The organism is Acidovorax sp. GW821-FHT10A04 (assembly GCF_059415825.1).
Genome location: NZ_JBWKNZ010000003.1, coordinates 315,960 through 327,723, shown reverse-complemented (window position 1 = coordinate 327,723; position 11,764 = coordinate 315,960). Strand labels below are relative to the sequence as shown.

The 11,764-nt window shown below is 68.0% G+C and carries 12 protein-coding genes; 10 read left to right on the top strand and 2 right to left on the bottom strand.

Features of this window, described 5'->3' with window-relative positions; translation table 11 throughout:
- The first annotated feature begins 239 nt into the window (after nt 1-239).
- From AC07PF_RS09175 to AC07PF_RS09165, 3 genes are all read left to right on the top strand, one after another.
- Nucleotides 240-776 (top strand): hypothetical protein, encoded by a 537-nt coding sequence (locus AC07PF_RS09175; RefSeq protein ID WP_007861145.1) that lies wholly within the window; start codon nt 240-242, stop codon nt 774-776.
- 292 nt (nt 777-1,068) lie between these two features.
- Nucleotides 1,069-2,190, top strand: a complete 1,122-nt coding sequence (locus AC07PF_RS09170) for a 3-deoxy-7-phosphoheptulonate synthase (protein WP_494605599.1) — start codon at nt 1,069-1,071, stop codon at nt 2,188-2,190.
- A 99-nt stretch (nt 2,191-2,289) separates the two neighbouring features.
- On the top strand, nt 2,290-2,601 hold the full coding sequence (locus AC07PF_RS09165) for a hypothetical protein (protein ID WP_494611629.1): 312 nt from the start codon (nt 2,290-2,292) through the stop codon (nt 2,599-2,601).
- A gap of 3 nt (nt 2,602-2,604) precedes the next feature.
- Here the strand turns inward: AC07PF_RS09165 and mpl are convergent, their stop codons facing one another.
- On the bottom strand, nt 2,605-4,026 hold the full coding sequence (gene mpl / locus AC07PF_RS09160) for a UDP-N-acetylmuramate:L-alanyl-gamma-D-glutamyl-meso-diaminopimelate ligase (RefSeq protein WP_494605601.1): 1,422 nt from the start codon (nt 4,024-4,026) through the stop codon (nt 2,605-2,607).
- A 183-nt stretch (nt 4,027-4,209) separates the two neighbouring features.
- Between mpl and AC07PF_RS09155 the strand changes: the two genes are divergently transcribed.
- From AC07PF_RS09155 to AC07PF_RS09125, 7 genes are all read left to right on the top strand, one after another.
- Entirely contained in the window at nt 4,210-4,815 is a 606-nt protein-coding gene (locus AC07PF_RS09155) for a hypothetical protein (protein ID WP_494611628.1), read from the top strand.
- Nucleotides 4,812-5,390: a TlpA family protein disulfide reductase gene (locus tag AC07PF_RS09150; RefSeq protein ID WP_494611627.1), complete on the top strand. Its 579-nt coding sequence runs from the start codon at nt 4,812-4,814 to the stop codon at nt 5,388-5,390. Before AC07PF_RS09155 ends, AC07PF_RS09150 begins: the two co-directional genes overlap by 4 nt.
- A gap of 147 nt (nt 5,391-5,537) precedes the next feature.
- Complete coding sequence (gene accB / locus AC07PF_RS09145; protein WP_007861134.1) at nt 5,538-5,993, top strand: acetyl-CoA carboxylase biotin carboxyl carrier protein; 456 nt, start codon at nt 5,538-5,540, stop codon at nt 5,991-5,993.
- Nucleotides 5,994-6,000: 7 nt separating this feature from the next.
- Nucleotides 6,001-7,350: an acetyl-CoA carboxylase biotin carboxylase subunit gene (accC, locus tag AC07PF_RS09140; protein ID WP_007861132.1), complete on the top strand. Its 1,350-nt coding sequence runs from the start codon at nt 6,001-6,003 to the stop codon at nt 7,348-7,350.
- 82 nt (nt 7,351-7,432) lie between these two features.
- Entirely contained in the window at nt 7,433-8,332 is a 900-nt protein-coding gene (gene prmA / locus AC07PF_RS09135) for a 50S ribosomal protein L11 methyltransferase (RefSeq protein ID WP_494611626.1), read from the top strand.
- Nucleotides 8,333-8,378: 46 nt separating this feature from the next.
- Complete coding sequence (locus AC07PF_RS09130; RefSeq protein ID WP_494611625.1) at nt 8,379-10,151, top strand: zinc-ribbon and DUF3426 domain-containing protein; 1,773 nt, start codon at nt 8,379-8,381, stop codon at nt 10,149-10,151.
- 56 nt (nt 10,152-10,207) lie between these two features.
- Nucleotides 10,208-11,104: a carbohydrate kinase family protein gene (locus AC07PF_RS09125; protein WP_494611624.1), complete on the top strand. Its 897-nt coding sequence runs from the start codon at nt 10,208-10,210 to the stop codon at nt 11,102-11,104.
- A gap of 317 nt (nt 11,105-11,421) precedes the next feature.
- On the opposite strand, the gene AC07PF_RS09120 is transcribed toward AC07PF_RS09125, so the two are convergent.
- Nucleotides 11,422-11,764, bottom strand: a 343-nt coding sequence (locus AC07PF_RS09120) for a histone (RefSeq protein WP_494611623.1), incomplete at its 5' end; no start/stop codon positions are given.

Genomic DNA, 11,764 nt, shown 5'->3' with positions numbered 1-11,764 from the left:
GGCGGGGCGGCCCTTGCGCGGGGGCGCTGGCCTGGGCCGCGCTGGTTCAGAGGCTTTGAACGATGCCTGGCGCAAGCGAAGGCGAGGCCCCGGAGGTCTTACGGCCGCCTCGCCAATTGTTGCGTAGCCACACCATTCGCGCTGCCCATTGCCCGCAATTGGCCGGTCTTCACCTGCCAAATGGTGTGCCTGGGGCTTGCACGTAGCCGCATGGGGCCTGGGCGGCGCACAATCTCGGCATGCCTGCCACGCGCCCCAGTCTGCAGCACACACTTCAGTCGTTTGGCGACATCAGCCGTTTTTTGCGCGAGAGCGTGGCCGATGAGGATTCGCGCCAGCTGCGCGACAGCCTGAGCGGCCTGTCCACCCACATCGACGAGGCGGTGCGCACGCGCCGCACCAGCACCGACACGGCGGCCATCACGCGCCGGGTGGTGGGGCTTTCGCACTGCGCGCGCGAGCACCAGCTGTTCCTCACCGGCCTGGGCTCGGCCTGGCATGCGCTTTACGAGTTCGGTGCCTACCAGCGGGCCCTGCGCGAGCTGCGCAATGCCATCACCGCTTGGCAGCAGGCGCTGGAGCAGCGCAACACGCGCGAAAGCGCCTGCTTCGACCAGTTCGAGCTGCTCGCCTGGCGCACCCTGGGAGAGGCCTTGCTGCTGGTGGACATGTACGAGCACCAGAGCGAGCCGGTGAGCGAGTTGCCCAGCGAGCCACCGCCCCCGCGCTCGGCATTGCAGCGCGCGGCTGCCTGGCTGCGGCGCTTGCGCAGCTGATTTTTCTCGGCTCCTTGGTCGCCCAGGATTGCCTTGCAAGCCGCCATGGCGTTGCGTCTTCGCAACGCACGGGGGTTGTTGCAATGCGGCAAGACTGTGCTACATTGATTGCCATGCAAGTTCGCAGCGCGTTTTATTTTTGGTTTTTTATCTCAGTCCCCGGCGGATGAGAGGCGAACGCGCAAGCACACACAACCTCACCATACCAACCGCCGACGCTGCAAAGCCCGGCGGTTTTTGTTTTTCTGCCCTCCCCATTTCCATCCACTTTGCAGCCCACGAGGAAGACAACATGACGGCCCATGCCAACCCCACCAGCGATGCCTGGTACCGCAGCGTCGAGAAAACCAGCCAGACCGACGACGAACGTATCAAGGACATCACCGTGTTGCCCCCTCCAGAGCACCTGATCCGCTTTTTCCCCATCAGCGGCACGCCGGTGGAATCGCTGATCACCCAGACCCGCAGGAACATCCAGAACATCATGGCCGGCGAGGACGACCGCCTGCTGGTCATCATCGGTCCCTGCTCCATCCACGATCCAGTGGCGGCGCTCGAATACGCGCGCCGCCTCAAGGTGGCGCGCGAGCAGTACAAGGACACGCTGGAGATCGTGATGCGCGTCTACTTCGAGAAGCCGCGCACCACGGTGGGTTGGAAGGGCCTGATCAACGACCCCTACCTCGACGAGACCTACCGCATCGACGAGGGCCTGCGCATAGCACGTCAGCTGCTGATCGACATCAATCGCCTGGGCATGCCCGCGGGCAGCGAGTTCCTGGACGTGATCTCGCCCCAGTACATCGGCGACCTGATCTCCTGGGGCGCCATCGGTGCGCGCACCACCGAAAGCCAGGTGCACCGCGAGCTGGCCTCGGGGCTGTCGGCCCCCATCGGCTTCAAGAATGGCACGGACGGCAACATCCGCATCGCCACCGATGCCATCCAGTCGGCCAGCCGCGGCCACCACTTCCTGTCGGTGCACAAGAACGGCCAGGTCGCCATCGTCAACACCAATGGCAACAAGGACTGCCACGTCATCCTGCGCGGTGGCAAGGCCCCCAACTACGACGCCGAGAGCGTGGCCGCGGCCTGCAAGGACCTCGAAGCCGCCAAGCTGCCCGCCACCCTGATGGTCGACTGCAGCCATGCCAACAGCAGCAAGCAGCACCAAAAGCAGATGGACGTGGCGCGCGACGTGGCCGGCCAGATCGCAGGCGGCTCGCGCAGCGTCTTCGGCCTGATGATCGAGAGCCACCTCACGGCCGGCGCGCAGAAGTTCACGCCCGGCAAGGACGATGCCGCGGCGCTGACCTATGGCCTGAGCATCACCGACGCCTGCCTGGGCTGGGACGATTCGCTGCAATCGCTGGCCGACCTTTCCGCTGCCGTGCAAGCCCGCAGGGCCGCTTGAGCATCGGCCTGCGTGTAAGCTTCTGGCCATGGAGGGCCCCGTGCGCTGACCCTGTGCGGCGGCGGGGTCTTCCACCTCCGCTTACAAGAAAGGCACCCCATGCACAGCGAAGTCTCCGTCCGCCTGGCGGGCAACCAGGAATTCCGTTTTGACCTCGCGAGCGCCGAGCCCATGACCCATGAGGAAGGGCGCCGCTGGCTGGACGACCAGTTCACCAGCCTCGACTGCGAGCCCCTGCGCGCCAGCGGCAAGGTGCTGCTGGCCGACAAGGTGCTCACCGTGGCCCAGGCCGCCGGCAGCCCGCTGATGGGTGATGTGCAGTGGTCGCGCGATTTCGCACGCGCCGCCAGTGCGGCACTTGCCCGCCCCGTGGTGCGGATCGACGTCCCTGCAATGGCCGTGACCTTCTGATTCCTATTGGGCCAGCGCCTGCAACAGGCGTGCGTGCACGCCGCCAAAGCCGCCGTTGCTCATGCACACGATGTGGTCGCCGGGGCGTGCCGCGGCACTGACCTGGGCCACCAGCGTGTCGATGTCGGGGGCGGTCTGCGCCCGCTGACCCGGCCCCACGCCCAGGGGGGCGAGGGCCTCGGCCGCGTCCCAGTCCAGCCCGGCAGTGTGGCAGAAGGCCAGGTCAGCGGGCTCCAGTGCCCAGGGCAACTGGCTCTTCATGGCGCCGAGCTTCATGGTGTTGCTGCGCGGCTCGAACACCGCCAGGATGCGCGCGCCGGCCGGGAGGCTGCGGCGCAGGCCGTCGAGCGTGGTGCGCAGCGCCGTCGGGTGGTGGGCGAAATCGTCGTACACCGCGATGCCGTTCACCGTGCCGCGCAGTTCCATGCGGCGCTTGACGTTCTGGAACTGACCCAATGCCCGCGCTGCCTGTTCGGGCGCCACGCCCACGTGGTGGGCGGCGGCGATGGCGGCCAGTGCATTGAGCTGGTTGTGCACGCCGGTCAGCGGCCACTCCACGCGCGCCACGGTGCGGCCCTGCTGCACCACGTCGAAGGCATGGGGCTCGCCCACGGCCGAGAAATCCCCCACCGCCGTGCCGAAGCTGCTCACGCTGCTCCAGCAGCCGGCGTGCAGCACGCGCGCCAGGCTTTCCTCCAGCCCGTTGACCACCACGCGGCCCGAGGGCGGCACGGTGCGCACCAGGTGGTGGAACTGGCGCTCGATGGCGGCCAGGTCGTCGAAGATGTCGGCGTGGTCGAACTCCAGGTTGTTCAGCACCGCCGTGCGTGGCCGGTAGTGCACGAACTTGCTGCGCTTGTCGAAGAAGGCCGTGTCGTACTCGTCGGCCTCGATCACGAACAGCGGGCTGGTGCCCAGCGCCCCGTCACCGGCGTGCGGCCGTGCGGCCGCGCCCAGGCGTGCCGAGACGCCGAAGTTCAGCGGCACCCCGCCGATCAGGAAACCGGGCTGCTGGCCTGCGCTCTCCAGAATCCAGGCCAGCATCGAGGTGGTGGTGGTCTTGCCGTGCGTGCCGGCCACGGCCAGCACATGCCGGCCCTGCAGCACCTGCTCGGCCAGCCACTGGGGGCCGCTGGTATAGGGCAGGCCGGCCTCCAGGATGGCCTCCATCAGCGGAAATTTGGGCGTGCCATCGGCCAGTCGCACCCGGCTGACCACATTGCCGACCACGAACATGTCGGGTTCCAGGCCCAGCTGCTCCGGGCCGAAGCCTTCGATCAGCTCGATCCCCAGGGCGCGCAACTGGTCGCTCATGGGGGGGTAGACGCCCGCGTCGCAGCCTGTGACCCGGTGGCCCGCTTCGCGGGCCAGGGCCGCGAGGCCGCCCATGAAGGTGCCGCAGATGCCCAGTATGTGTATATGCATGGTCGACGATTCTACTTTTCAAACCAGGGGCCTCGCGCAGCAGGGGCGGCCTGCCTGGGGAGCTATGAAATTGATAGTCCTGCGAGCGTCATGGCCCTGTGGGCAGCGCTGCTGTGGGGGCATGTGGACGACCCCGAAAGCGCGTTCGCGCCACAATGGAGCCTCCACTGCCTGGTTTGCGCCATGAACACACCTCTGAGTGCCGAAATCGCCAATACCACCGCCCGCATCGTCGTCGAGGAAGGGATGGAGTGGGGCCCCGCCAAGCGCCGTGCGCTGCGCGAAATGGGCTTGCCTGCCCGCACGGCACTGCCCGGCAACGACCAGGTGGAGGAGGCCGTGCGCGAGTACATTGCCCTGTTCTGCGCCGATACCCAGCCACGCGAGCTGCGTGCTTTGCGCCAGCTGGCCCTGGTCTGGATGGAGCGCATGGCGGCTTTCAGGCCCCACCTGGGTGGCGCCGTGTGGCATGGCACGGCCACGCGCCTGTCGGATATTTACCTGCAGTTGTTCTGCGATGACTCCAAGTCGGCCGAAATTGCGCTCATCGACCACCATGTGGACTATGAACCGCGCACGGTGTCCGGCTTCCATGGCGAATCGGTCGAGGCGCTGAGCCTGGGCAGCAAATCGCCGGAACTGGGTGAGATCATCGGGGTCCATCTGCTGATCTACGACCTCGATGACCTGCGCGGTGCGCTGCGGCCCGATGCCAAGAGGCGCTCCCCCCGCGGTGACATCACGGCCGTGCGCCACCTGCTCCAAGATACGGAATCCCCTGCTCCATGACGACCCCCGCTCCCGAGATATCCCAGCCCGCAGCCTCCGCCACTCCCGCCGATCCTGCCCGCCGCCGCTGGCTGTATGCGGGCGTGGCCGGCGCGGCCGCCGTGGGCGGCGCAGGCGTGGCGTGGTGGAAGTTCCAGCCCCATGCCATGGACAGTGGGGCCGAAAAGGCCCTGTGGGCCCTGGAGTTCGAGACGCCGGACGGGGCCACCCTGGCGCTGCAGCGCTTCCTGGGCAAGCCGCTGCTCATCAACTTCTGGGCCACCTGGTGCGCTCCCTGCGTCGAAGAGCTCCCCATGCTCAATGCCTTCTACCGCGAACAGGCGCCCAAAGGCTGGCAGGTGGTGGCCCTGGCCATCGATCAGCCGTCTTCGGTGCGCAAGTTCCTGGCCAGGCTACCGCTGAAATTCCCCGTCGGACTGGCCGGCATGCAGGGCACCGACCTGGGTCGCTCGCTCGGAAACCTCACCGGCGGGCTGCCTTTCACGGTGGTGCTGGGCGGGGAAGGCCGGGTGCTGCACCGTAAAATGGGCCAGGTCACGGCGCAGGATCTGCAGCAGTGGTCGGCCCTGCGCTAGGCGGGGCGGGCCTTCGAGGCCCTTTATTCCAGGCCTGAATGGCCCTTTGGCGCTCTGGCGTTCATCAAAATTGTGGCCCAAAGACGGGCATAGGCCGAATTTGGAGTAAATTCGCGCCCTGTTCAGTTTTTAGCCGTTGGAGCTTTCATGGATCTGCGAAAACTCAAAACCCTCATCGACCTCGTCTCCGAGTCGAATGTGTCCGAACTCGAAATCACGGAAGCCGAGGGCAAGGTCCGTATCGTCAAGAGCGGCGGCGCCGTGGTCCAGCAGTATGTACCAGCGCCGATGCAGCAGGCTCCTGCCCCTGCCCAGGCTGCAGCCGCCCCCGTGGCCGAACTGCCCGCCCCGGCCCCGGCCGCGCCCGCAGGCCATGTGGTCAAGTCGCCCATGGTCGGCACCTTCTACCGTTCGTCCAGCCCCGGCGCCAAGGCCTTCGTCGAGATCGGCAGCCAGGTCAAGGAAGGCGAGACCATCTGCATCATCGAGGCCATGAAGATCCTCAACGAGATCGAGGCCGACAAGTCGGGCACGGTCACCCGCATCCTGGGTGAGAACGGCCAGGCCGTGGAATACGGACAACCGCTGTTCGTGATCGAATAAGGCGCGCATGTTCAAGAAGATCCTTGTTGCCAACCGGGGCGAGATCGCCTTGCGGATCCAGCGCGCCTGCCATGAGCTGGGCGTGAAGGCCGTGATGGTCTATTCCGAGGCCGACCGCGACGCCAAGTACGTCAAGCTGGCCGAAGAGGCGGTGTGCATCGGCCCCGCGCCCTCGCCCCTGTCCTACCTCAACATGCCGGCCATCATCTCGGCCGCCGAAGTGACCGATGCCGAAGCCATCCACCCCGGCTACGGCTTCCTGTCCGAGAACGCCGACTTCGCCGAGCGCGTGGAAAAGAGCGGCTTCCAGTTCATCGGCCCCACGCCCGAGTCGATCCGCATCATGGGCGACAAGGTCTCGGCCAAGCAGGCCATGATCCGTGCGGGCGTGCCCTGCGTGCCCGGCTCCGAGGGCGAGCTGCCCGAAGACCCGGTGCAGATCCGCCGCATCGCCAAGGCCGTGGGCTATCCCGTGATCATCAAGGCCGCCGGCGGCGGTGGTGGCCGCGGCATGCGCGTGGTGCACACCGAGGCCGCGCTGGTCAATGCCGTGCAGATGACCAAGGCCGAGGCCGGGGCTGCGTTCGGCAATCCTGCGGTGTACATGGAGAAGTTCCTCCAGAATCCGCGCCACATCGAGATCCAGATCCTGGCCGACAAGCACCGCAATGCGGTCTACCTGGGCGAGCGCGACTGCTCCATGCAGCGGCGCCACCAGAAGGTGATCGAGGAGGCGCCGGCCCCGGGCATCCCGCGCAAGCTGATCGAGAAGATCGGCGAGCGCTGCGTTGCTGCGTGCAAGAAGATCGGCTACCGCGGTGCGGGCACCTTCGAGTTCCTCTACGAAAACGGCGAGTTCTACTTCATCGAGATGAACACGCGCGTGCAGGTGGAGCACCCGGTGACCGAATGGATCACGGGCGTGGATATCGTGCGCACGCAGATCATGGTCGCCGCCGGCGAGAAGCTGCCCTTCACCCAGCGCCAGATCGAGATCCGGGGCCATGCCATCGAGTGCCGCATCAACGCGGAAGATGCGTACAAGTTCACCCCCTCACCAGGGCGCATCACCACCTGGCATCCACCGGGCGGGCCCGGTGTGCGCGTGGACTCGCATGCCTACACCAACTACTTCGTGCCGCCGAACTACGACTCGATGATCGGCAAGATCATCGTGCACGCCGATACGCGCGAACAGGCGCTGGCGCGCATGCGCACGGCGCTGTCGGAGACCGTGATCGAAGGCATCAACACCAATGTGCCGCTGCACCGCGAGCTGATGGTGGACGCCAAGTTCATGGCCGGCGGCACCAACATCCACTACCTGGAAGAGTGGCTGTCCCAACACAAACGTTGAGCGGCCTTCCCGTTGGTTGATCCACATGCTGGCCCCTGGCAACGGGGGCCGGCATTTCATTTTTTCTGAGAGGCCTGTGCCCATGTTCGAGCTGATGCTGATGTGCCCCGAAGACCGGATCGAGCCGGTCAGTGACGCGCTGGACGCGCTGGACGCGCTCAGCGTCTCGGTCGAGGATGCCGACGCGCAGACCGATGCCGAGCAGGCCCTGTTCGGCGAGCCCGGCATGCCGCCGCCCAAGGATGGCTGGCAGCGCAGCCGTGTGGTGGCCCTGTTCCCCACGCGCGAGGCCGCGGCCGAGGCGCAGCAACTGCTGTCGGTGCAGGACTTCTTCGAGGGCTGCCAGGTGCTGGGCGTGGCCGAGGTGGCCGACCAGGACTGGGTGCGGCTCACGCAGTCGCAGTTCGCGCCCGTGGACATCACGCCCGATTTCTGGATCGTTCCCACCTGGCACGAGCTGCCGGCCGCGGCCGTGCGCAGCATCCGTCTGGACCCGGGCCTGGCCTTCGGCACCGGCACCCACCCCACGACGCGCATGTGCCTGCGCTGGATCGCCCGCAAGGGCGCAACTGGCGAGGGCGCAGCCGCCTTCGGCCGCGTGCTCGACTACGGTTGCGGCTCGGGCATCCTGGCCATCGGCACGGCCAAGTTCGGTGCCACCGACATCGATGCGGTGGACATCGACACGGCGGCGGTCGAATCGACGGTCTTGAATGCGCAGGCCAATGGCGTGCAACTGCGCGCCGGCCTGCCCGACAAGGCCAGCGGCCAGTACCATACCGTGCTGGCCAACATCCTGGCCACGCCGCTGCGCGTGCTGGCGCCCCTGCTGTGCAACCACGTGGCGCCCGGCGGCCACCTGGTGCTGGCCGGCATCCTGGCCCGTCAGGCGGACGAGCTCAAGGAGGCCTACGCACCCTGGGTGAAGCTCGAGGTGGCGGACACCGAGGACGGCTGGATCCTCATGACGGCATCGCGCTGATGCCAGGTGCGGGGCGGTACATGCCGCACCCTACAATCGACCGCAGATGAGCCAGATCACACGCTGCCCGGCCTGCGCGACCCAATTCAAGGTGGTCGCCGACCAGTTGCGCATTTCCGAAGGCTGGGTGCGCTGCGGGCAGTGCAAGGAGGTGTTCGATGCGGCGGCCTACCTGGTGGCTGCGCCGCCTCCGCCGATGCTGCCCGACGTGTCGCTCACCGACACGCGCCCACCACCTGTGGTCGTGTCCCGGCCCGCCGAAGAGCGGGGCGCCTGGGGCGTGTTCGACCCGCCCGCGCCCCGGCCTGCTGCGGGCCGTGCCGTGGCCCAGCCAGCGGCACCTGTCCCGGCGCCGGTGCCGGCCATGCCTTCGCCCGTGGCACCTGCTGCGTCTGCGGCGGGCTCCTCCGGCGCCCGGGTCGGCGAGGCGTTCGATATTCCCGCCCCCACGGTTCCGGCGTTCCTGTCGGCCACGCGCCCGCCCGCGGTGGCACCCGGTGCCGATGGGCTGAGCCTGGAGCCCTTGCAGACCTTTGGCTGGCGTGCCCCGGTGCCGCTGGCGCCCCTGGCCCCCCTTGTGCCGCTGGCTCCTGTGGTGCCGGTTGCGCCGCTGGCGCCCCCGGTACCCGCCACGCCACCCGCGGCGGCTGTGCCGCCTGCTGCTGCCGCCGCCGCGTTCGTCCCCCCGCCGCCGCGCGAGGAGAGCCGTGTGCTGCCCGGCCTGGCCGCCTCGCTGCTGGCCGACCTGGCCCCGGTGGCGAGCCCGGCGGCACGGCCCAGGGAGGTGGTGGATCCGGCCGCCGAGGGCATGGCGCTGCCTGCCGGCTACGAACTGCCGGTGGCGGATTTTTCCGATTCCCTGCCTGCGGTCGATCGTGACGGCTACGGCGACGATGGCCCGGACACGGAGATCATGTCCCTGCCCGAGGGCCCGGGCGATGGGGGTGCCTATCCGTCCCTGGACCTGCCGCCGGCCGTCCCGGCGGCGCAGCGCGATTTCCTGGTGCCGGACGAAGAGGACGACGACCACGATGACGGCGTGCCGCTGTTCGGCCATGTCGACGCGGTGCCCGAACCTGGGCCACGGCGCACGCCCGTGGCTTCGCCATCGTCCACCAGCGGGTTTTCCGACTCCGTGACGCCCTTTCCCGCCGATGCGGATTTCGAGCTGATGCCCGATCCGGTCTTTCCGGCATCGGCACCCGCCCGACCCGATGGCGCCAGCGGCGCGCGCGGGCCTGCAGCGGCGGCGGCCCTGGACCCCGACGAAGACGATGAGCTGCCGGCCGGCCATTCCGGTGCCGAGGAAGTGAGCTTCGTGCGGGCTGCGCGGCGCAAGGCCTTCTGGCGCCGGCCGCTGGTGCGCAGCGTGCTGGCGCTGGTGCTGGTTCTTCTGCTCGGGGTGCTGGCCCTGCAGGTCGCCGTGCACGAGCGCAACCGCATCGCCGCGATGGACAGCCGCTCGCGCCCCTGGCTGCAGCAGCTGTGCGCGCATGTGGGTTGCACGCTGGCCCCCCAGCGCCAGATTGCCGACCTGGTGATCGACAGCTCGTCCTTCAACAAGGCGCGCGGCGATGGCTATGTGCTGGCGCTCACCGTCAAGAGCCGTGCCGAGATACCGCTGGAAATGCCGGCGGTGGAGTTGACGCTCACCGACGCCCAGGACCAGCCTGTGCTGCGGCGCGTGCTGCTGCCGGCCGACCTCGCAGCGCCGGTCGAGCTGGCGGCGCGCGGCGAGTGGAGCACCTCGGTCTCGGTGGTGGTGACCTCGGGCGCCTCGCGGGTGTCGGGCTACCGGGTGATGACCTTCTATCCCTGATCCCGCCGGACAGGGGCCTTTCCTTCCTCCAACCCTCTCTCTACCTTCTTCCTACTATGGCTGCCCTCATCTGCGGTTCCCTGGCGTTCGACACCATCATGACCTTCGAGGGCCGTTTTGCCGAGCAGATCCTGCCCGAGCAGCTGCACATCCTCAACGTGTCTTTCCTCGTGCCCTCGCTGCGCCGCGACTTCGGCGGCTGCGCCGGCAACATCGCCTACAGCCTGAAGCTGCTGGGCGGCGAGCCCCTGCCCATGGCCATGCTGGGCAGCGACGGTGCCGACTACCTGCAGCGCCTGGACACCCTGGGCATCAGCCGCCGCTTCGTGGGCCAGGTGGAAGACGTCCACACCGCCCAGGCCATGATCATGACCGACCGCGACAACAACCAGATCACGGCCTTCCACCCCGGCGCCATGATGCAGGCCCATGCCAGCCGCATCGAGTCCGGCGATGGCATCCGCCTGGCCATCATCGCGCCCGATGGCCGCGATGCCATGCTCGAGCATTCGGCGCAGCTGGTGGCGGCCGGTGTTCCCTTTGTCTTCGATCCTGGCCAGGGCCTGCCCATGTTCAACGGCGCCGAGCTCTCGCGCTTCATCGAACAGGCCACCTGGGTCACCGTCAATGACTACGAAGGCAAGATGCTCAGCGAACGCACGGGCTGGAGCCTGGCGGAGATCTCGCAGCGCGTCGACGGCCTGGTGGTGACGCTGGGTGGCGAAGGCTGCGAGGTATGGGTCAAGGGCGAGAAGACGCTGGTGCCCGCCGTGGTGCCGGCTGCTGTCGTGGACCCCACGGGTTGCGGCGATGCCTGGCGCGGTGCGCTACTGTTCGGCCTGGAGCGCGGCTGGTCGCTGGTGAAGTGTGCGGAACTGGGCAACCGGGTCGGAGCCCTCAAGATCGCGCAGCGCGGTCCGCAAAGCTACACGCTGGACTTCCAGCCCGCGTGAGTTGAAGTGCCCCCGGAGGCGCTGCGCGCCTTCACGCCTCTCTCAGTTCGCTTCGCAATCTGGGAGGGGGATGCCCCCAGCGCACGCAAGCGAAGCGCCGCATATGCGGCGGGGCGGCCCTTGCGCGGGGGCACTGGCCATGGCGCACCAGTTTCATGCGCCGCGGGTGGCGCGCAGCGCATTGGATGCCTGATGGATTGCGTCGCTGTGCCGGTGCCACGCACGGTGCAGGAGGCGCGTCCCGTGCTTTCCGTTCGGGCATAAAAAAACCCGGTGCCGAAGCACCGGGTTGAGCGCGAAGCGCGTAAGCCAGAGACTTACGGCTTGGTGCCCGTGGGGAAGGGCCATGCTGCCTGAGGGTTCAGCGTGGTCTGCGCTGCGGGAGCGGCTGCGGCTGCAGCTGGCGCAGGGGCTGGGGCCTTGGCCGCTTTCTTGGCAGGAGCTGCCTTTTTGGCGGGTGCAGGGGCGGCCTTCTTGGCGGCTACGGCCTTCTTGGCAGGAGCGGCAGCCTTCTTGCTGGGCGCAGCTGCCTTCTTGGCAGGAGCGGCAGCCTTCTTGGCGGGTGCTGCTACCTTCTTGGCAGGAGCGGCCTTCTTGGCTGGTGCTGCTGCCTTTTTGGCGGGAGCGGCCTTCTTGGCTGGTGCTGCTGCCTTTTTGGCG